This window comes from Psychrobacter sp. R86515, from assembly GCF_042466315.1.
In the GTDB taxonomy this organism is placed as follows: Bacteria; Pseudomonadota; Gammaproteobacteria; order Pseudomonadales; family Moraxellaceae; genus Psychrobacter.
In genome coordinates, this window is the sequence record NZ_JAXHCC010000001.1 from 1478760 (window position 1) to 1498409 (window position 19650).

Annotated in this window: 32 protein-coding genes and 1 pseudogene; 32 read left to right on the forward strand and 1 reads right to left on the reverse strand. The window is 43.3% G+C overall.

Features of this window, described 5'->3' with window-relative positions; all coding sequences use genetic code 11:
• The first annotated feature begins 290 nt into the window (after positions 1–290).
• The 32 genes and pseudogenes from mreC to rplQ all read left to right on the forward strand — a co-directional run bounded on the left by mreC (position 291) and on the right by rplQ (position 18807).
• Entirely contained in the window at positions 291–1151 is an 861-nt protein-coding gene (gene mreC / locus SJY28_RS06205; RefSeq protein WP_379543836.1) for a rod shape-determining protein MreC, read from the forward strand.
• Between the two features lie 141 nt (positions 1152–1292).
• The gene (mreD, locus tag SJY28_RS06210) at positions 1293–1778 is read left to right on the forward strand and encodes a rod shape-determining protein MreD (protein ID WP_057758689.1); all 486 of its coding nucleotides are present in this window, start codon (positions 1293–1295) and stop codon (positions 1776–1778) included.
• A 105-nt stretch (positions 1779–1883) separates the two neighbouring features.
• Entirely contained in the window at positions 1884–2567 is a 684-nt protein-coding gene (locus tag SJY28_RS06215) for a Maf family protein (RefSeq protein ID WP_379543838.1), read from the forward strand.
• Positions 2568–2687: 120 nt separating this feature from the next.
• Positions 2688–4290: pseudogene (locus SJY28_RS06220) on the forward strand (ribonuclease E/G).
• A 410-nt stretch (positions 4291–4700) separates the two neighbouring features.
• The gene (rpsJ, locus tag SJY28_RS06225) at positions 4701–5012 is read left to right on the forward strand and encodes a 30S ribosomal protein S10 (protein ID WP_010196670.1); all 312 of its coding nucleotides are present in this window, start codon (positions 4701–4703) and stop codon (positions 5010–5012) included.
• A gap of 49 nt (positions 5013–5061) precedes the next feature.
• Positions 5062–5700 (forward strand): 50S ribosomal protein L3, encoded by a 639-nt coding sequence (gene rplC, locus SJY28_RS06230; protein WP_057758696.1) that lies wholly within the window; start codon positions 5062–5064, stop codon positions 5698–5700.
• Positions 5701–5714: 14 nt separating this feature from the next.
• Complete coding sequence (gene rplD, locus SJY28_RS06235; RefSeq protein WP_057758698.1) at positions 5715–6317, forward strand: 50S ribosomal protein L4; 603 nt, start codon at positions 5715–5717, stop codon at positions 6315–6317.
• Positions 6314–6664, forward strand: a complete 351-nt coding sequence (gene rplW, locus SJY28_RS06240) for a 50S ribosomal protein L23 (protein WP_057758700.1) — start codon at positions 6314–6316, stop codon at positions 6662–6664. The genes rplD and rplW overlap by 4 nt, the downstream gene beginning before the upstream one ends.
• Before the next feature lie 11 nt (positions 6665–6675).
• Positions 6676–7503 carry a 50S ribosomal protein L2 gene (gene rplB / locus SJY28_RS06245; protein ID WP_379543839.1) on the forward strand — a complete coding sequence of 276 codons (828 nt, stop codon included), beginning with the start codon at positions 6676–6678 and terminating at the stop codon, positions 7501–7503.
• A gap of 12 nt (positions 7504–7515) precedes the next feature.
• Entirely contained in the window at positions 7516–7791 is a 276-nt protein-coding gene (rpsS, locus tag SJY28_RS06250) for a 30S ribosomal protein S19 (protein WP_010196682.1), read from the forward strand.
• Positions 7792–7801: 10 nt separating this feature from the next.
• Positions 7802–8131: a 50S ribosomal protein L22 gene (gene rplV / locus SJY28_RS06255; RefSeq protein ID WP_021813373.1), complete on the forward strand. Its 330-nt coding sequence runs from the start codon at positions 7802–7804 to the stop codon at positions 8129–8131.
• Between the two features lie 3 nt (positions 8132–8134).
• Entirely contained in the window at positions 8135–8857 is a 723-nt protein-coding gene (rpsC, locus tag SJY28_RS06260) for a 30S ribosomal protein S3 (protein WP_057758704.1), read from the forward strand.
• A 3-nt stretch (positions 8858–8860) separates the two neighbouring features.
• Positions 8861–9274 (forward strand): 50S ribosomal protein L16, encoded by a 414-nt coding sequence (rplP, locus tag SJY28_RS06265; protein ID WP_025644399.1) that lies wholly within the window; start codon positions 8861–8863, stop codon positions 9272–9274.
• Positions 9274–9471, forward strand: coding sequence for a 50S ribosomal protein L29 (gene rpmC, locus SJY28_RS06270; RefSeq protein WP_025644397.1), 198 nt, complete (start codon positions 9274–9276; stop codon positions 9469–9471). The genes rplP and rpmC overlap by 1 nt, the downstream gene beginning before the upstream one ends.
• The gene (rpsQ, locus tag SJY28_RS06275) at positions 9468–9743 is read left to right on the forward strand and encodes a 30S ribosomal protein S17 (RefSeq protein ID WP_021813375.1); all 276 of its coding nucleotides are present in this window, start codon (positions 9468–9470) and stop codon (positions 9741–9743) included. Before rpmC ends, rpsQ begins: the two co-directional genes overlap by 4 nt.
• Before the next feature lie 183 nt (positions 9744–9926).
• Positions 9927–10295: a 50S ribosomal protein L14 gene (rplN, locus tag SJY28_RS06280; protein ID WP_010196702.1), complete on the forward strand. Its 369-nt coding sequence runs from the start codon at positions 9927–9929 to the stop codon at positions 10293–10295.
• Between the two features lie 8 nt (positions 10296–10303).
• Positions 10304–10621 (forward strand): 50S ribosomal protein L24, encoded by a 318-nt coding sequence (rplX, locus tag SJY28_RS06285; protein WP_101204866.1) that lies wholly within the window; start codon positions 10304–10306, stop codon positions 10619–10621.
• Positions 10622–10642: 21 nt separating this feature from the next.
• Positions 10643–11179: a 50S ribosomal protein L5 gene (gene rplE / locus SJY28_RS06290; protein WP_101204865.1), complete on the forward strand. Its 537-nt coding sequence runs from the start codon at positions 10643–10645 to the stop codon at positions 11177–11179.
• A gap of 12 nt (positions 11180–11191) precedes the next feature.
• A complete protein-coding gene (gene rpsN / locus SJY28_RS06295) occupies positions 11192–11497 on the forward strand; it encodes a 30S ribosomal protein S14 (protein WP_010196705.1) in 306 nt (101 codons plus the stop codon).
• Positions 11498–11508: 11 nt separating this feature from the next.
• Positions 11509–11907, forward strand: a complete 399-nt coding sequence (gene rpsH, locus SJY28_RS06300; RefSeq protein ID WP_101204864.1) for a 30S ribosomal protein S8 — start codon at positions 11509–11511, stop codon at positions 11905–11907.
• A 176-nt stretch (positions 11908–12083) separates the two neighbouring features.
• Positions 12084–12617: a 50S ribosomal protein L6 gene (rplF, locus tag SJY28_RS06305; RefSeq protein WP_057758710.1), complete on the forward strand. Its 534-nt coding sequence runs from the start codon at positions 12084–12086 to the stop codon at positions 12615–12617.
• Between the two features lie 11 nt (positions 12618–12628).
• Positions 12629–12979 (forward strand): 50S ribosomal protein L18, encoded by a 351-nt coding sequence (rplR, locus tag SJY28_RS06310; protein WP_057758713.1) that lies wholly within the window; start codon positions 12629–12631, stop codon positions 12977–12979.
• Between the two features lie 2 nt (positions 12980–12981).
• Positions 12982–13497: a 30S ribosomal protein S5 gene (gene rpsE, locus SJY28_RS06315; protein ID WP_057758716.1), complete on the forward strand. Its 516-nt coding sequence runs from the start codon at positions 12982–12984 to the stop codon at positions 13495–13497.
• A 20-nt stretch (positions 13498–13517) separates the two neighbouring features.
• Positions 13518–13697 carry a 50S ribosomal protein L30 gene (rpmD, locus tag SJY28_RS06320; protein ID WP_057758718.1) on the forward strand — a complete coding sequence of 60 codons (180 nt, stop codon included), beginning with the start codon at positions 13518–13520 and terminating at the stop codon, positions 13695–13697.
• Complete coding sequence (gene rplO / locus SJY28_RS06325; protein ID WP_057758719.1) at positions 13697–14137, forward strand: 50S ribosomal protein L15; 441 nt, start codon at positions 13697–13699, stop codon at positions 14135–14137. Before rpmD ends, rplO begins: the two co-directional genes overlap by 1 nt.
• Positions 14138–14156: 19 nt before the next feature.
• The gene (gene secY, locus SJY28_RS06330) at positions 14157–15488 is read left to right on the forward strand and encodes a preprotein translocase subunit SecY (protein ID WP_166739245.1); all 1332 of its coding nucleotides are present in this window, start codon (positions 14157–14159) and stop codon (positions 15486–15488) included.
• Between the two features lie 31 nt (positions 15489–15519).
• Positions 15520–15636: a 50S ribosomal protein L36 gene (gene rpmJ, locus SJY28_RS06335; protein ID WP_010196721.1), complete on the forward strand. Its 117-nt coding sequence runs from the start codon at positions 15520–15522 to the stop codon at positions 15634–15636.
• 247 nt (positions 15637–15883) lie between these two features.
• The gene (gene rpsM, locus SJY28_RS06340; protein ID WP_021813384.1) at positions 15884–16240 is read left to right on the forward strand and encodes a 30S ribosomal protein S13; all 357 of its coding nucleotides are present in this window, start codon (positions 15884–15886) and stop codon (positions 16238–16240) included.
• Positions 16241–16260: 20 nt separating this feature from the next.
• Complete coding sequence (gene rpsK / locus SJY28_RS06345; RefSeq protein WP_010196728.1) at positions 16261–16650, forward strand: 30S ribosomal protein S11; 390 nt, start codon at positions 16261–16263, stop codon at positions 16648–16650.
• 48 nt (positions 16651–16698) lie between these two features.
• Positions 16699–17340 (forward strand): 30S ribosomal protein S4, encoded by a 642-nt coding sequence (gene rpsD / locus SJY28_RS06350; protein ID WP_057758723.1) that lies wholly within the window; start codon positions 16699–16701, stop codon positions 17338–17340.
• 80 nt (positions 17341–17420) lie between these two features.
• Positions 17421–18428, forward strand: a complete 1008-nt coding sequence (locus SJY28_RS06355) for a DNA-directed RNA polymerase subunit alpha (protein ID WP_021813386.1) — start codon at positions 17421–17423, stop codon at positions 18426–18428.
• A 19-nt stretch (positions 18429–18447) separates the two neighbouring features.
• A complete protein-coding gene (rplQ, locus tag SJY28_RS06360) occupies positions 18448–18807 on the forward strand; it encodes a 50S ribosomal protein L17 (RefSeq protein WP_021813387.1) in 360 nt (119 codons plus the stop codon).
• A 110-nt stretch (positions 18808–18917) separates the two neighbouring features.
• Here rplQ and SJY28_RS06365 read toward each other — a convergent pair whose 3' ends face one another.
• Positions 18918–19538: an L-threonylcarbamoyladenylate synthase gene (locus tag SJY28_RS06365; RefSeq protein ID WP_379543840.1), complete on the reverse strand. Its 621-nt coding sequence runs from the start codon at positions 19536–19538 to the stop codon at positions 18918–18920.
• Positions 19539–19650: the final 112 nt, after the last annotated feature.

Sequence of the window (19650 nt, forward strand, 5' to 3'; positions counted from 1 at the left end):
TATAGTCTTGGCAATATATGATGATTTATGTGAATGATGAAACTATAAATATAGTCGGTTCAATATAACTTGGATACAGGAAAGCCGAGCGAAAGTACTACAAGTAGTAGGCTGAGCGTGACTGACACCGTACCCAATTTATAGAAAATTGACTATATATAAAATTAAAGGTAGCCGATTGTGCTACCTTTAATTGCATTCATTTGTGCTAGAACCCAATATCCTCGATAAACACTCATGCTGTAAATAAGTGCTATTGTTCATTTTAGAATCCTTAAATCAGACGACTTATGACTCCAAGTATTTTCGCTCGCCAGCCGTTATCACTTCGTAAGACTGTTATCGTATTGATAGCAGCCTTAATCTTGATGTGGTTTGATAGCAAAAACTCTGATTGGTTCAAGCCCGTACGTAGCACCAGTCATGCCGCCATGCAGCCAATCTATGAGCTGTCTCTATTACCAAGCTATGCCAAGCATTGGGCTAGTGGTAGTCTGCAATCAAAAGAAGCACTGCGTCGCGAAAACATGCAGCTAAAGTCGCAATTGATACATGCACATGCCAAGCTACAACAGCAAGATTATATTTTGGCGCAGAATGCACGTCTGCAAGGTATCTTATCTACCACCAAGCCTGAGCAGTTCGATCTTAATTTGGCGCAAGTCATTGGTACAGATACCAATTTGCTCAGACAAATTGTCGTGCTTAATAAAGGTGAGCAAGATGGCGTACAAGTTGGGCAAACGGTCATCGATGAAGACGGTGTATTAGGACAGATTATCAATGTCTATCCGAATACTAGCCGTCTGTTGTTGATTACAGATGAGCAGCAGTCAGTTGCGGTTACCGTTAAGCGTACTGGTCAGCGTGCTATCGTCACAGGCCAAGGTATTCCATCTTCATTAAGTCTCAATTACGTCTTCAAAACATCGGATGTGCGAGTAGGTGATGAGCTAGTGTCGTCAGGATTGGGCGGTCGTATTCCGGCAGGCTATCGAGTAGGGCGTATCGCGCATGTCAAAGACGAGCAAACCGATAACTTTAGAACGATCGAAGTTACTCCAGCAGCTAACTTTATTGACAATGCCTATGTACTAATACTTCAAGACAAGCTGTTAAATGAGAACAATGCTACTGCTAGTGCCCCGTAGATAATGACGTAAGCCACAGTATTGACGGCTAATTAGCTGGCTTATTAATGTTTTAAAGCTTTCCATTTATGGTATCCACCTTGCCAATATCCAATCAACAATATCACAGCAACCATCAAACACTCGCTAAGGTAAGTACCCATGTCGTATCCTGATTCTGAGAATGCCACGGTACTATTGATAGTTGTGATTGTTCTGAGTTTCATCGCTGCATCATCGCTCAATGTCTATCCATTAAGTCCAAGTATGGCCACACTGCGTCCCATGGTCATGATCATGGTACTGATCTATTGGTTACTGTTTCAGCCGCGCTATGTCGGTATTTTTACCGCATTTACGGTTGGATTGATTGCTGATTTATTGATGGATACCCATTTAGGACAGCAAGCTTTTGCCGCTGTTGTGGTTGCACTGGTTATCAAAATTACCAGTATCTATGTCAGACAGTTGAATACCGTTAGCGCTTGGTTAATTGCTAGTCTAGGGCTGATTGTCTTTCAGTTAAATCTATGGATACTACAGATGTTTATTCAAAACGTCTTTGTCGCTCAGTCTGCTTTGTCATTGTTTATGAGTATCATTAGCTGGCCACTCGTGCTGTTTGCTTTGCGCAAGTTTTCGCGTTAATGAATCACTAGTTATAGCTGTTACTCTGATTAACAGCTTAGCTTGCTCGGCCCACAATACTGTATGACCACACACATCATAAATTTATAAATGAAGAGAATATCGATGGATATCGTTTTGGCATCTGGCTCTCCGCGTCGTCGTGAGCTACTAGAAAGAGCGCAACTAGACTTTACTATCTTAAGCGTGGATATTGATGAGACGCCGTTAGATAATGAGTCGCCAACAGACTATATCGAACGCATGGTCGCAACCAAAGCCGATGCCGCGATACAACAATTAAGCGATACCTCTCAAGCGGATCACGATAATCTCACCTCACCGTTTATTATTTTGACTTCTGATACCATTGGCGTGCTGTCGGATGGTAAGACAGTATTGGTCAAACCTATCGATCGCGAGCACGCATATAGTATGTGGCAGCGTATGTCTGATAACGTTCACGAAGTATGGACTGCCGTTCAAGCGACTCAAGTACAGTTATTGCCTAAAGCAGAGCAAAGCCCATCACAACCTACACATTGCTTGCAAATTGTTAATCAGCAGCGAATCACTGAACGTACGGAAGTGACCTTTATACCATTGACGACACAAATGATGAGCGACTACTGGGATAGTGGAGAGCCAGCTGACAAAGCGGGTGGATACGGCATTCAAGGACTGGGTGCGGCATGGGTTAGTCGTATTAATGGCAGCTATACCAATGTCGTTGGTCTGCCACTGGCGCAAACGCTGGCACTAATCAAAGAAATGACAGAAGGCAGTATGGACACAGTCAACCCGTTATAATGAGATATGCACATAATGACACGGTAGGGTAATGGGCAAGAGCAAGTCGCATTTGTTACACTGTCAATCTAATAGGCGATGACCGTCTAATAAGAAAGCTGAGAGATAAGAGAAAAAACTATGTCCGAAGAGCTGCTGATTAATATTAGTCCAATGGAATCCCGTGTTGCGGTTTTAGACAATGGTATCTTGGGCGAGATTTATATTGAACGACATCACAAACTGGGGTTGGTCGGCAATATCTATCTGGGGACGGTCGTACGTGTCCTTCCTGGTATGCAGGCAGCCTTCGTAGATATTGGTCAATCACGGACCGCATTTCTACATGTCAACGATATGCAGCGTGAACCACGACCCGCTGCAGAAAAAAACAAAGCGGCTAAGGCCACTAAGCACGAGATAAATGAGGACGATGCGACTGCCAAGGCTTCTGCTGATAGCTTGGCTGTGACGCCGCCTATTGTCAGTGCGCAAAGTACGGAGATCGTACCAGCGTCTAAAACATTGATTCAGCATCGTCTGCATGAAAGTCAGCGTATTTTAGTACAGGTAACCAAAGACCAGTTAGGAAGTAAAGGTGCTCGTCTAACCACCAATATCTCGCTGCCATCACGTTATCTAGTATATTTGCCATCGAGTGATCATATTGGTATATCGCAGCGTATCGATGGTGAAGAAGAGCGTAGCCGATTAAAGACCGAACTTAGTAGCCTGATGCAGACGGTCAATCTAAAAGGTGGACTGATTGCCCGTACCGCTGCTGAGCGTGTTCCTGTCGATAAGCTAGAAGAGGACATCTATTATCTATTGCAGCTATGGCGTACTATCTGTGCTCGTCGCCAAGAGATTAATCATCATCAGAGCTCAGAGCTGATCTATCAAGAACTGTCATTACCATTACGTTCTATTCGTGACTTGGTTCACGCTGATACCGAAAAAGTCATCATTGATAATACGCAAATCTATGAGCAAGTCAGATACTTTGCTAAAGAGTTTGTTCCATTTGTCTATGATCGTATTGTGCATTACACTGCTGAGCAGTCGCTATTCGATGTACACCGTGTTGAAGATGACTTGCGTGACGCATTAAAGCGCCGTGTCGATCTCAAGTCTGGCGGCTATCTGATTATCGATCAAACCGAAGCAATGACCACGATTGATGTTAATACAGGCTCTTTTGTAGGCGGTCGCTCATTAGAGGATACGGTTTATAAGACTAATCTAGAAGCCACACATGCTATCGCTCGAACAGTTGCGCTTACGTAATCTAGGCGGCATTATTATTCTAGATTTTATCGATATGCTTGAGCAACAGCATAAAGATGATGTGCTTGAGAGCTTACAGGCGCAGCTTACTCAAGATTATGCAAAAACCAAAATTACTCAGGTTAGTGAGCTTGGACTAGTAGAGATGACACGTAAGCGCACGCGTGAGTCGTTGGGCCAGCAGCTTTGTGAACCGTGCTCAACTTGCCAAGGTCGAGGGTTTGTCAAAACCGCAGAGACCGTTTGCTTTGAGATTTTCCGCGAGATTATGCGCTGCGCCCGTACTTATAATTCTCCCAAAAAGTTCACAGTAGTAGCTCATGCAGCAGTCATTGATTTACTACTCACAACAGAGTCAGACACAGTGGCTGATTTAGAGTATCTACTGGGTAGGGTCATTACTTTTGATGTAGAGAATCTATATACCCAAGAGCAGTATGATATTGTTTTAGATTAATTTTATTAAAAACAAATAATAATTTTAGATGAAACTATTTGTGTGATTAGTGGCCAGTATAAGAAGGAGCATCTCTAATGATACTAGAGATTGCTCTTGCAATACCTAAAATACTATGTATAATATACACCACTGAATTATATATGCGCAGCTGAATAAAAAAAGCTGGCGCTATGACAGCTAGAGCATCGTTTCTAGCACTATTTCATTATGCCTTTGCTACTTTCCAATTAATAGGAGGGTTGGCGGGGCTTTAAACTATTTTGCTTTTGGCACGCTATAAGTTCGGATAAAGAACTCATTCTGGTTAAGAACAGAAGGCCGCTTTAAGTGAATATTTAACCAAACTGCTTTTGATCATGGTCTTGCGACGCAAGAATGACAAAGGCACATATTAGGAGCTTGCTGGCATGGCTAACCAGAGAATCCGTATCCGTCTTAAGTCTTTTGATCATCGTCTGATTGATCAATCTGCACAAGAGATTGTTGATACTGCAAAGCGCACCGGTGCGCAAGTTTGTGGTCCTGTACCGTTGCCGACTCGCATTGAGCGCTTCAACGTTCTAACCTCACCACACGTTAACAAAGACGCTCGTGACCAGTACGAAATCCGTACTCATAAGCGTATGGTTGATATCGTTCAGCCAACTGACAAAACTGTGGATGCGCTAATGAAATTAGATTTAGCGGCGGGTGTTGACGTTCAAATTGCTTTGGGTTAATGCACATTAAACACCCAACCCATTAATATAAGATATAAAGAGGTCTAAAATGGCGATCGGTTTAGTCGGTAAAAAGTGCGGCATGACCCGTGTCTTCACTGAAACAGGCGCATCTATCCCTGTAACAGTTGTTGAGGTCGATGCAAACCGCATTACTCAAGTAAAAAATACTGATGTAGATGGTTATCAAGCCATCCAAATTACCACAGGTACTCGTCGTGACAGCCGCGTAACAGCTGCACAAAAGGGTCACTTCGCTAAAGCTGGTGTTAAAGCTGGCCGTGGTGTTTGGGAATTCCGTGCCAACGAAAGCGATCTTGAAGGTCGTGAGATTGGTGGCGAGATTCTAGCTGACTTGTTCGAACAAGGTCAGATGGTTGATGTGACAGGACAGAGCAAAGGTAAAGGTTTCCAAGGCCCTGTTAAGCGTCACAACTTTAGTATGCAAGATGCTACTCATGGTAACTCAGTGTCTCATCGTGCGCATGGTTCAACTGGTCAAAACCAGTCACCAGGTAAAGTATTCAAAGGCAAGAAGATGGCGGGTCAGATGGGTAACAAACGTGTTACCGTTCAGGGCCTAGAAGTGATTTCGGTTGATGCCGAAAAAGGGTTACTTGTCATCAAGGGTGCTATCCCAGGTGCCACCGGTGGCGATGTTATCGTACGTCCGTCAGTCAAAGCCTAAGCAAGGGGATTAACGTGGATTTAAAAACAGTTACAGGTGCGGCGGTTGAGCTTTCTGATACGGCATTTGGTCGTGAATTCAACGAAGCACTAGTGCATCAAGTCGTCACCGCTTATTTAGCTGGTGCTCGCCAAGGTACACGCGCACAAAAAACACGTGCCGAAGTTTCTGGCGGTGGTATTAAGCCATGGCGCCAAAAAGGTACTGGTCGCGCTCGTGCGGGTTCTATTCGTAGCCCAATCTGGCGTTCAGGTGGTCGTGCATTCGCTGCAAAACCACAAGATTGGTCACAGAAAGTAAACCGTAAAATGTATCGCGGTGCGATGCAGTGCATCCTAGCAGAATTGATTCGTCAAGAGCGTCTGATTTTGGTAGAAGAGTTGAGCGTTTCTGGGCCGAAAACCAAAGAACTGATTGCTAAGTTAAACGATTTGAATGCACCTCGTGCACTAATCGTTACTAAAGAAGTTGATGAAAACTTATACTTAGCTGCTCGCAACATTCCACACGTCAATGTACTTGGTACAAATGAAGTGGACCCAGTGAGCTTGATCGCATTTGATAAAGTGATCATGTCAGTTGAAGCTGCGAAACAATTTGAGGAAGCACTAGCATGAATAACGCAAGACTTTATCAGGTCTTAAGAGGGCCTGTATTCTCAGAAAAATCTCAAATGCTTGGCGACTCACTTGGTGTGCAGGTATTTAAAATTGATTCTAATGCTACTAAGCTTGAAGTCAAGAAAGCAGTTGAGTTGATGTTTGAAGGTGTTGAAGTTACTAAAGTAAACACTTTGAATGTTAAAGGTAAGACAAAGCGTTTTGGTAAAAGCATCGGCCGTCGTAACGACTACAAAAAAGCCTATGTTACCTTAAAAGCTGGTCAAGATGTACAAATGGCTGATGCTGGTGAAGAAGTAGCGAATACTACTGATTCTACTAGTGAAACAGCGAATAACGAATAAGGATTACACTCATGCCTATCGTAAGAGCAAAGCCAACATCACCAGGCCGTCGTTTTGTTGAAAAAGTAGTGCATCCACACCTGTACAAAGGTCGTCCGTTTGCAGCACTTCTAGAATCAAAAAGCAAGTCAGGTGGTCGTAACAATAATGGCCGCATTACTACTCGTCACATTGGCGGTGGTCATAAGCAACATTATCGCATTATCGATTTCAAACGTACTAAAGACAATATCCCAGCAACGGTAGAGCGTATCGAATACGATCCTAACCGTACTGCTCATATTGCTCTACTTAAGTATGCTGATGGCGAACGTCGTTACATTATCGCTGCTAAGAAACAAGTAGTTGGTGATACAGTAATGTCAGGCGAGACTTCTCCAATTCGCCCAGGTAACTGCTTACCGCTAAAAAACATCCCATTGGGTACTGTGATTCACAATATCGAACTTAAAATCGGTAAAGGTGCACAGATGGCTCGTTCTGCGGGTGCTAGCGTTCAGTTACTAGGTCGTGACGGTGTTTATGCTATTCTACGTCTACGTTCTGGCGAAACTCGCCGTGTACACGTAAATTGCCGCGCTGTTATTGGTGAAGTTTCTAACACTGAAAACAACTTGAAATCACTTGGTAAAGCCGGTGCTTCACGTTGGCGTGGTGTTCGTCCTTCTGTTCGTGGTGTCGCTATGAACCCGGTTGATCACCCACACGGTGGTGGTGAAGGTCGTAACAAAGGTCGCCATCCAACCAGCCCTTGGGGTCAGAAGTCTAAAGGACTTAAAACGCGTCACAATAAGCGTACTGACAACATGATCATCCGCCGTCGCGCCAAGAAGAAATAAAGGAAGAATTTCATGCCTCGTTCATTGAAAAAAGGTCCATTCATAGACGCGCACTTGTTTGCTAAAGTTGAGAATGCATTAGACACCAACTCACGCAAGCCAATTAAGACTTGGTCGCGCCGCTCGATGATTCTGCCACAAATGGTTGGCCTAACTTTATCTGTTCACAACGGCCGTACTCATGTACCGGTTATCGTGAGCGAGCAGATGGTTGGTCATAAACTAGGTGAATTTGCCCCAACTCGTACGTATCGTGGTCACGGCATTGACAAAAAAGCTAAGAGATAAGGTGCTTACCATGGAAGTAACTGCAAAATTACGCGGTGCCGCCATATCGGCACAAAAAGTTAGACTCGTTGCTGATGAAGTTCGTGGCAAATCTATTGAGCGTGCTTTGGATATCCTAACGTATAGCAATAAAAAAGGCGCTGTGTTTGTTAAGAAATGCCTTAACTCAGCCATCGCCAATGCCGAACATAATCACGGCTTAGATATTGACGACCTAAAAGTCGCTACTATCTATGTTGATGAAGGCATTACGCTAAAACGTATCCTACCACGTGCCAAAGGCCGTGCTGATCGTATCAGCAAGCGTACTTGTCACATCACTATAAAGGTAGGAGAATAAGTTATGGGTCAAAAAGTACATCCAATCGGAATTCGTCTTGGTGTTGTAAAAAAGCATAACGCAAACTGGTATGCTAACCCTAAACAATACTCAGAATACCTCATCAACGACATTCAAGTTCGTGAATATCTACGCAAAAAGCTAGACAACGCTATGATCAGCAACATCATGATCGAGCGTCCTACTGGCGCTGCTAAGATTACCATCGCCACTGCGCGTCCTGGTATTGTTATCGGTAAGAAAGGCGAAGATATCGAAAGACTTCAAAAAGAATTGACCAAAATTATGGGCGTACCTGCTCAGGTCAACATTGAAGAAATCACGTCACCTGACCTTGATGCACGTTTGGTAGCAGACGGCATCGGTAGCCAGCTTGAGCGTCGTGTTATGTTCCGTCGTGCGATGAAACGCGCAGTACAGAACAGCATGCGTTCTGGTGCTAAAGGTATCAAGGTTGAGCTGTCTGGCCGTCTAGGCGGTGCTGAGATTGCTCGTAGTGAATGGTACCGTGAAGGTCGTGTGCCATTGCATACACTCCGTGCTGATATTGACTACTCGTCAATTCGTGCAGAGACAACTTACGGCACCATCGGTGTTAAAGTTTGGATTTTCCGTGGCGAAATCCTTGACGGTATGAACAGTGTATATAATCCCGTCAAAGAAGAGCAGACTCGTGCGCCAAAACGCCGTGGTCGTGGAAACCGTCGAAACTCAGACAGAGGTTAAACTATGTTACAGCCAAAACGTACCAAGTTTCGTAAAATGCACAAAGGTCGTAACACTGGGCTAGCTCATCGTGGAAGCACCGTTGCATTCGGACAAATTGGTCTAAAATCATTGACGCGTGGTCGTATGACAGCTCGTCAAATCGAAGCAGCACGTCGTACCATCACTCGTAAAATTAAGCGTGGCGGTAAGATTTGGATTCGTGTATTCCCTGACAAACCAATTACCAACAAACCATTAGAAGTACGTATGGGTAAAGGTAAAGGTCCAGTAGAATATTGGGTATGCGAAATCAAACCTGGTAAAGTGCTATATGAAATTGAAGGGGTATCTGAAGAGCTTGCTCGTGATGCATTAACGCTCGCTGCAGCAAAATTGCCCTTTAAAACTACCATTGTTAAGCGGACGATAATGTAATGAAGATCAGTGAATTACGTGATAAATCATTAGAAGAACTGACCCAGTTACTTGATGAAAAGCAACTTGATGCTTTCCGTATTCGTATGGCTAAAGCAACTGGTCAGTTGGGTAATACCCATGAAGTTAGAGCCAATCGTCGCACGATTGCCCAGCTTCAGACTTTGATTAACGAGAAACAACGAGGCGACTCATGAGCGATAACAATCAAACAGCTACCAATGCTAGCGTATTGACAGGACGAGTTGTCAGCGACAAGATGGACAAGTCCATCACAGTTTTGATTGAGCGTCTGGTTCGTCATCCTTTGTATGGCAAGCAGCTTCGTCGTTCTACGAAAATCAAAGCTCATGATGAGAATAACGTTTGCCAACAAGGCGACCTTGTCCGCATCAAAGAAACGCGTCCAATCTCAAAAACTAAGTCTTGGACTTTAGTTGATGTGGTTGAAAAAGTAGAAAAAATCTAAGTAAATTGCATTAAAAGCCAGAAGCTGTTAAAATAGCCGCCTTTTTAAGGATGCTGATTGCGCCGAGCGTATATCACTCACATTAAGAGTAAGTCGCGGTTATTTATATTAAAATGCCGTCCTACTCATTCTGTGCTAGCGGCAGCAACTGGTTTTTATTGCTCATACGTGTGGAGTAACGCTATGATTCAGGTTGAGTCAATGCTGGAAGTTGCAGACAATAGCGGTGCAAGGCGAGTTCAGTGCATTAAAGTACTGGGTGGTTCTCATCGTCGTTATGCATCAGTTGGCGACATTATTAAAGTAACGGTTAAAGAAGCCATTCCTCGTGGTCGTGTTAAAAAAGGCGACGTGATGAATGCAGTAGTTGTACGTACCAAAAAAGGCGTTCGTCGTCCAGATGGTTCTGTGTTACGTTTTGATGACAATGCTGCGGTATTGTTGAACCAAAACAAAGCGCCGATTGCAACTCGTATTTTTGGACCGGTAACTCGTGAACTACGTGGTGATCAGTTTATGAAAATTGTATCACTAGCACCAGAAGTATTGTGAGGTAATCCATGTCAAAATTACGTAAAGGCGATACAGTTATCGTGATTGCTGGGAAAGACAAAGGCAAGCAGGGTACTGTACAAGCTGTAAAAAACGATCGTATTAAAGTTGAAGGCATTAATATTGTTACTAAACATCAGAAGCCAAATCAGGCAACTGGCGTTGAAGGTGGCATTCTTAAGCAAGAAGCTTTTCTGCATATCTCAAATGTCGCAATCTTAAATGCGCAAACCCAAAAAGCAGACCGTATTACTTATCAGTTTGGCGAAGACGGCAAGAAACAACGCGTCTATCGTTCAAGCGGTGAAGTAGTGGCGACTGCGTAAGACACTAAGGGTGTAATGGTAATGGCAAGATTAAAATCTTTATATAACGATGAACTAAAGCAGCAAATCAAAGAAGAGCTTGGTTTGGCAAATGTGATGCAAGTGCCTAAAATCACTAAAATCACACTTAACATGGGTGTAGGCGGCGCGTCTCAAGACAAGAAATTGTTGGAAGGTGCTGTAGCTGATATGACCGCGATTGCTGGTCAAAAACCTGTTGTCACCAAAGCGCGTAAATCAGTTGCTGGCTTTAAGATTCGTGAAGAATGGCCAATTGGCTGTAAAGTAACGCTACGCGGTGAGCAAATGTACGAATTTTTAGATCGTCTCGTTGCCATTGCAATTCCTCGTATTCGTGATTTCCGCGGTTTTTCACCTAAAGCCTTTGACGGACGTGGTAACTACTCATTGGGTATCAAAGAACAAATCGTATTCCCAGAAGTAGATTTTGACAAGATTGATCGTATCCGTGGTATGGATGTGACAATCACCACGTCAGCTCAATCTGATGAAGAAGGTCGTGCGTTGCTTAAAGCATTCGGCTTCCCATTTAAATAAGGTAAAGACGTTATGGCAAAGAAGAGCATGATTAACCGCGAATTAAAGCGCGAAAAAATGGTTGCTAAATATGCTGAAAAGCGTATCAAGCTAAAAGAAACTATCAGTGATATGACTGCAAGTGACGAAACTCGTATGGAAGCGATGTTAGAGCTACAAGCTCTTCCACGCAACTCATCACCAGTACGTCTGCGTAATCGTTGTGCTATCACCGGTCGTCCTCACGGTTACTTCCGCAAGTTTGGCTTGTCACGCAATATGCTGCGTGAGCGTGTCATGCAAGGCGATGTGCCTGGTGTTCGTAAAGCAAGCTGGTAAGGAGTAACTATATGAGTATGCAAGATACCGTTGGGGATATGCTAACCCGTATCCGTAACGCACAAATGGCTAACAAAGTATCGGTAGCAATGCCGAGCTCTAAATTACGTAAATCAATTGCTGATTTGCTAGTTAGCGAAGGTTATGTGGCTAGCGCTGTTGTTGCTGAAGAAGAAAACAACAAAGCAACCCTTACTATTGAATTGAAATATTTCGAAGGCCGTGCTGTCATCGAAACTATCCAACGTTATAGCCGTCCTGGTTTACGCCAGTTCCGCGGTAAAGACGCTATCCCTACTGTTAAGCAAGGTATGGGTGTTGCTATCGTATCTACTAGCCAAGGTATCATGAGCGATCGTGCTGCACGCGCTGCTGGTATCGGTGGTGAAATCGTCGCATTTGTAGCGTAAGCTATACGACGATGAAGTCTATTTGATGGTTGTTAGGCTTCTATTGATTGAGTAATATTAAATTATTTCGAATTGATAGATGTCTAACACAGTCAACTATGCTAAACTAACACGCTTTTTAGCCTGTTAGTTTTTTCGCTAATATAAAGAAGTTAAATTTTTTAAGGAATATTCCTATGTCTCGTGTGGCTAAAGCCCCAGTGACGCTGCCAAACGGCGTAAGCGTTACTTTGAACGATCGGCAGGTCGAAGTTAAAGGCAAGAACGGTTCTATGTCTTTACGCCTGCATGAATTGGTCGAGCTGAAACAGGAAGATGATGCTATCATTTTCTCACCTACAGTCGATTCGAAAGAAGCTATGATGCACACTGGCACCATGCGCGCTCTTGTTAACAACTATGTTACTGGCGTGAACGAAGGCTTTGAAAGACGTCTTCAGTTGATTGGTGTTGGTTATCGCGCGCAAGTTACTGGTAACAAGGTAACCTTGAACGTTGGTTATTCTCATCCAGTAGAGTATACGTTACCTGAAGGTGTATCAGCTGAAACGCCAACGCAAACTGAAATTGTTTTGAAATCAAACAATAAACAGCAGCTTGGTCAAGCAGCCGCCAACATCCGTGGTTTCCGCCCACCTGAGCCTTACAAAGGTAAAGGTATTCGTTATAGTGACGAGCATGTGATTCGCAAAGAAGCTAAGAAAAAATAAGGTGAGTTGAAATGTTTGATAAAAAAGCAGCTCGTCTGCGTCGAGCTAAGAAAACACGCGCGCATATCCGTTTCTTAGGCGTTCATCGCTTAACGGTTAACCGCACGTCAAAACATATTTATGCCCAGATTATCTCTCCAAATGGTGGTGAAGTGATTGCTCAGGCATCTACCTTAGACAGCAGCTTGCGTTCAGGCGCGACTGGTAATGCTGATTCAGCAACGTCTGTAGGCCAAATGATCGCAGAACGCGCAAAAGCAGCTGGCATTACTAAAGTTGCCTTTGACCGTAGTGGTTTCAAATATCATGGTCGAGTTAAAGCTTTAGCAGAAGCTGCTCGCGAAAACGGATTGGAGTTTTAATCATGGCTAGAAATGATAAAAATGATAAAAATGAACAGACTGACGGTCTAGTAGAACGCTTAGTTACCGTTGATCGCGTAGCGAAAGTTGTTAAAGGTGGTCGTATTTTCTCTTTCACTGCATTGACTGTAGTGGGCGATGGCAATGGTCGTGTAGGTTTTGGTCGTGGTAAAGCACGTGAAGTGCCAGCTGCTATCCAAAAAGCACTAGAAGCTGCCAAACGTAATATGATTACTGTTGAGCTAAATGATGCAACTTTGCATCATCCAATCAAAGCACGTCATGGTGCTAGTAAAGTCTATATGCAACCTGCATCTGAAGGTACTGGCGTAATCGCTGGTGGCGCAATGCGTGCTGTATTAGAAGTTGCTGGTGTCAAAGATGTTTTGACTAAATGTTATGGTTCTACCAATACTGCTAACGTTGTTCGCGCAACGTTTAACGGTTTACGTGATATGTCAACTCCAGAGAAGATGGCAGCTAAACGTGGTAAATCTGTAGACGAAATCTTGGGTTAACTTAGACTAGGTGAGTTACGATGAAAAAAATGAAAGTCACTCAATTTAAATCGGGTGCCCATCGCCTAAAGAGCCACAAAGCGAGCTTGAAAGGATTGGGTTTACGCCGTATTAATCATACTGTAGTAGTAGAAGATACTCCTTCGACTCGTGGTATGGTCAATCGCGTTAACTACATGGTAAAAGTGGAGGAAGCGTAATGGGTCTTAGATTAAATGAATTATCACCAGGTGTTGGCGCGAAGAAAACTGCCCAACGTCGTGGTCGTGGTATCGGTTCAGGTCTTGGTAAGACTGGTGGTCGTGGTGTAAAAGGTCAGAAATCTCGTTCAGGTTCTAGCATTCGCTCAGGATTTGAAGGTGGTCAGATGCCTCTATATCGCCGTCTACCAAAATTTGGTTTTACCAGTAAACTGGCTATGAAGACTGCTGAAGTACGTCTTTCTGAACTGAATAAAATTGAAGGCGATGTAGTTAGCCTTGAAACACTTAAAGCTGCTAACCTTATCCGTCACGATATGAAACGTGCTCGTGTAATGCTATCAGGCGAAGTCACTAAAGCTTATACTTTCAAAGGTATTAAAGTGACTAAAGGTGCTAAGCAAGCTATCGAAGCTGCTGGTGGTAGCATCGAGGAGTAGTAACGTGTCAAAACAATCAATGTCATCGGCTGGTATACCGCTTAATCCATTCGCATTTATACGTAAGTATGATGAGCTATGGACGCGTTTATTATTTTTAATCGGCGCATTGATTGTTTATCGTTTAGGGTCACATATTCCAGTTCCGGGTATCAACCCAGTTAACTTGGCTGATCTGTTTTCGCGCAACGAAAACACCATTCTGAGCATGTTTAATATGTTCTCAGGTGGTGCGCTAGAGCGTATGTCTATCATGGCACTTGGCATTATGCCATATATCTCAGCATCGATTATTGTACAGATGATGTCTGCAGTATTGCCATCGCTTGAAGCCCTCAAAAAAGAAGGTGAAGCGGGACGACGCAAGCTAAACAAGTATACCCGTCAGGGAACGCTTGCTTTAGCCCTAGTACAGTCATTAGGAATGTGTGCCGGCTTAATCAGCCAAAACCTTACTTTATCTACTGGTCTTACCTTTTATATTCCAGCTGTTACTTCTTTAGTAGCAGGCGCAATGTTCTTAATGTGGCTTGGTGAGCAGATTACAGAACGTGGCGTAGGTAATGGTATTTCAATGCTCATTTTTGCGAGTATTGTGGCTGGTACGCCAGGTATGATTTCGCAGTCTATTGAACAGGTCAATCAAGGTCAGATGAACTTGATTGTACTATTTATTTTTGTACTGCTAGGTATCGCGGTTACTGCGGGTATCGTTTATATTGAACGTGCTCAACGCCGTGTTCCTGTGAACTACGCACAAAAACAGCAACAAGGTCGCAAAATTTATGCTCAGCAGCAATCACATTTGCCGCTTAAGCTAAATATGGCAGGGGTTATCCCAGCTATTTTTGCCAGTTCTTTGTTATTGTTTCCTGCAAGTTTAGGGCAGTGGGTTGGTCAATCGACTGATCCTACCTTTGTACAAAAAATACTTCAAAATATGGCATTGGTGTTGTCTCCAGGACAGCCGCTATATTTAGTACTGTTCGGCGCAATGATTATTTTCTTCTGTTATTTTTATACGGCGCTGGTATTTAGTCCGCGTGAAGTAGCAGAGAACCTTAAACGTAGTGGTGCGTATATCCCAGGTATTCGCCCAGGACAACAAACTCAGCGTTACCTCGATCATGTATTAAACCGACTGACCTTTATTGGCGCGATGTATATGACGGTTATTTGTTTAATGCCAATGGTCGTCCAGTCATCGTTTGGTGTGCCGTTTCAACTCGGTGGTACGTCTTTACTGATTATGGTGGTTGTGGTAATGGACTTCATCTCGCAGATTCAAGCGCATTTGATGACCCATCAATATCATGATCAGACGTTAATTCAATCGCCCACTCAACCTTAAATGAGCGGTACGATATTTCAAGGAGCATGCTATGAAAGTTCAAGCATCAGTTAAAAAGATTTGTGGTAGCTGTAAAGTTGTGCGCCGTAAAGGCCGTGTACATATTATTTGTACAGCAGAACCTCGCCACAAGCAACGTCAAGGTTAATAATTAGTATTAGAAAACCTCTAGTTTTCGCTGCTAATTAAATTAATACTTGAAAAATAACGGCGGATGCGATATCATCCGCCACTTGCCGTGTTTATACAAAATCTTTTATAATAGAATCGATGAGCAGACTTATAGTCAAAACATCGATAATGACTATAAAAGCTCTAGTATTAACAGCAACAAATCTGAAGAGTAAAGCCTTATCGCTAGATAACGCTTATTTTTCTTTAATGGAGAGAAATCAATGGCTCGTATTGCCGGCGTAAACATTCCGGATAATAAGCATGCTGTTATTTCACTAACTTACATCTTTGGTGTAGGTCGTACCACTGCTCAGAAAATCTTAGAAGCAGTTGGCATCGCCCCTACTACTAAAGTCAGTCAGTTAGATGATACACAGTTAGATGCTATCCGTGCACAAGTTGCAAACTACATGACTGAAGGTGACCTTCGTCGTGAAGTTTCAATGAACATCAAGCGTTTAGTTGATCTTGGTTGTTACCGTGGCATCCGTCATCGTCGTAACCTACCAGTTAGAGGTCAGAACACCAAGAACAACGCTCGTACTCGTAAGGGTCCGACACGCCCTCTCAAAAGATAATTAACTTAGGAAGCTAAAAGATGGCAAAAGACACTCGCAGTCGCAAAAAGGTGGCTCGTCGTTCAGTATCGGAGGGCATTGCCCATATCCATGCGTCTTTTAATAACACCATTGTTACGATTACCGATCGTCAAGGTAATGCATTGGCTTGGGCCACTTCAGGTGGACAAGGCTTCCGTGGTTCACGTAAATCTACACCATTTGCAGCTCAGGTTGCAGCTGAAGTCGCTGGTAAAGCGGCCCAAGAATATGGTGTTAAGAATATCGATGTTTTGGTCAAAGGACCAGGACCGGGTCGTGAGTCTGCGGTAAGAGCACTAGGTGCATTGGGTTATAAAGTTAACAGCATCTCTGATGTAACCCCAATCCCACACAATGGTTGCCGTGCGCCGAAAAAGCGCCGCGTCTAATATTAAAGACGAAGCTTTTTATACTAAAAGCTTATAGGAGACATAACAATGGCCCGCTATATTGGACCAAAACTGAAATTATCACGTCGTGAAGGTACGGATTTAGGCCTTAAGTCTGGCGTTAAACCGTATGACGTAAAAACGAAGAAAGCTGGTCGTCCACCAGGTCAACATGGCGTAAGCCGTAACAAGACCTCAGAATATGCTCTACAGTTGCGTGAAAAGCAAAAAGTTAAGCGTATTTATGGTGTACTAGAGCGTCAATTCGCGAACTACTATAAAGAAGCTGCTCGTAAGCGTGGCGCTACTGGTGAAAACTTGCTAGCAATGCTTGAGAGCCGTCTAGATAACGTTGTATATCGCATGGGCTTTGGCTCAACTCGCGCAGAAGCACGTCAGCTAGTCAGTCATCGTACTGTTATGGTAAAAAAAGCTGGCCGTGATGAGTTTGTTCGTGTGAACATTCCATCAATTCAGCTTCAAGATGGTGATGTCATCGCTATCCAAGAGAAGTCTCGCGAACAGCTACGTATTAAAAACGCTATCGAATTAGCGACACAACGTGGTATTCCAGAATGGCTTGATGTTGATCACAGCAAACTCCAAGGCACGTTTAAACATGCGCCTGATCGTATTGATCTACCTGCTGAAATCAACGAAAGCTTGATCGTTGAGCTATACTCTAAGTAATGACGTGATGCTCAATGTTATGAAAATGGCATTGAGCAATTAACGTTAATTAAACCAGTTTAATAAATCGAGGTGACATCATGATGCTAAATGCAACTGAGTTTCTAACGCCGAATGCCATTAATGTGGATACGGTTAACGAAACGATTGCGAAAGTCACGCTCGAACCGTTAGAACGCGGCTTTGGGCATACCCTAGGTAATGCTCTGCGTCGCATCTTGTTATCTTCATTACCTGGTGCTGCAGTCATTGAAGCTGAGATTGATGGTGTTGACCATGAATACTCAACGCTTGAAGGCCTGCAAGAAGATGTACTTGATTTGCTTTTGAACTTAAAAGGCTTAGCAATTACGCTTCATGACCAAAATGAAGTATTTTTGACCTTGGATAAACAAGGTCCAGGCACTATTACTGCTGCAGACATCGCGTTGCCGCACAATGTTGACATCATCAATCCAGAATTGGTCTTGGGTACATTGAGCGATCGTGGTCATCTTAAGATGCGTTTGCGTGTAGTGATGGGTCGTGGATATGAGCCAGCAAACCAGCGCCGTGAAGATGGTGATACTAAAGCAATTGGACGCTTAAAGCTTGATGCAAGTTTTAGTCCTGTGCTTCGTGTTGCTTATCAGGTTGAGAACGCTCGTGTAGAGCAGCGTACTGATCTTGATCGTCTTATCATTGAGCTTGAAACTAATGGCACTATAGATCCAGAAGAAGCAATTCGTAAAGCAGCCACTATTTTACAACAACAGATTTCTATCTTTGTTGACCTAGAAGCTGAAGAAGCGCCTGAGCCTGTGAAAGAGAAAGAAGAGGTTGATCCGGTGCTATTACGCCCTGTGGACGATCTTGAACTAACGGTTCGCTCAGCCAACTGCTTGAAAGCTGAAAACATTTACTATATCGGTGATTTGGTACAGCGTTCAGAGACTGAACTTCTAAAAACCCCAAATCTTGGTAAGAAATCATTGACAGAAATCAAGGACGTATTAGCGTCTAAAGATTTAGAGCTCGGTATGCGCCTAGATAACTGGCCACCAGCTGATTTACGTGTTGATGATCGCTTTTCTTATCGTAGCCGTTAAACTTTAAGGATTTTTGACTATGCGCCATCGTAAGAGTGGAGTCAAGCTGGGTCGTACCGGCAGTCATCGTAAGGCAATGTTTCAGAACATGACTAACTCATTATTTGAGCATGAACTGATCAAAACAACTTTACCAAAAGCTAAAGAACTACGTCGCGTTGCCGAGCCATTGATCACTATGGCTAAAGAAGACAGCGTTGCTAACCGTCGTTTAGCATTCAGCCGTATGCGTAGCAAAGCTATGGTAGGCAAATTATTTGGCACGTTAGGTCCTCGTTACCAGACGCGTCCAGGTGGTTATTTGCGTATCGTAAAATGCGGTTACCGTGATGGTGACAATGCGCCAATGGCTTATGTAGAATTAGTTGATCGTGACTAGTTTTACGCCTAAGACATATTTCATAAAAAAGCTCCAATGCAATTGGAGCTTTTTTATGTCTTAAATCTGACTATTTATACTATTAGCTGTTTAGAGCAATAGCTAGCGATTTAGAGTAATAACGAATCGACATCAGCCGCACCTTGCCTGATAACTTCAGGAACGCTGCTAGTCATATCTACGATAGTAGTAAGCTTGGTCGTCTTTATACCTGCATTGATTAATCCATCGATTTGGTTACCTAGTAAGTCTTCAATCTCAAACGGATCATCCAAAATATCGTCTCGATTGGGCAAAATCAGTGAACTGGTTAAGATAGGTTCATCCATCGCTTCTAACAATGCTTGAGCAATGGGGTTGCTAGGTACACGAATACCAATGGTTTTTTTCTTTGCATGCGCCAGTTTTTTCGGTACGTCTTTAGTGGCATTAAGAATAAAAGTAATTGGGGCAGGGGTGTGGGCTTTCAACTGTTTAAATTGCACATTATCAACTGTTGCATAATTGGCAATTTCGCTTAGGTCGCGGCATAGTAAGGTAAATTGATGCTTATCATCGAGTTCACGGATTTGCTTAAGCTTCGCTAGCGCATCCTTTGCACCCAAACGGCAACCAAAAGCGTAACTGGTATCCGTTGGATAAATAATTAACTGATCTCTGCGCAATAGGTCAGCGGCTTGCTCAATGAGGCGTGGCTGTGGATTATCGGGATGAATATAGAAAACTTCCATAGTGGTTCCTTATTTTATAATTATTGGTTTTTAATTGAGACAAATTTTTCATTAATTAGATGTGTTTCAATCACTGGATACATTAGAAAAACTACTCTAGAAATAAAGTAGA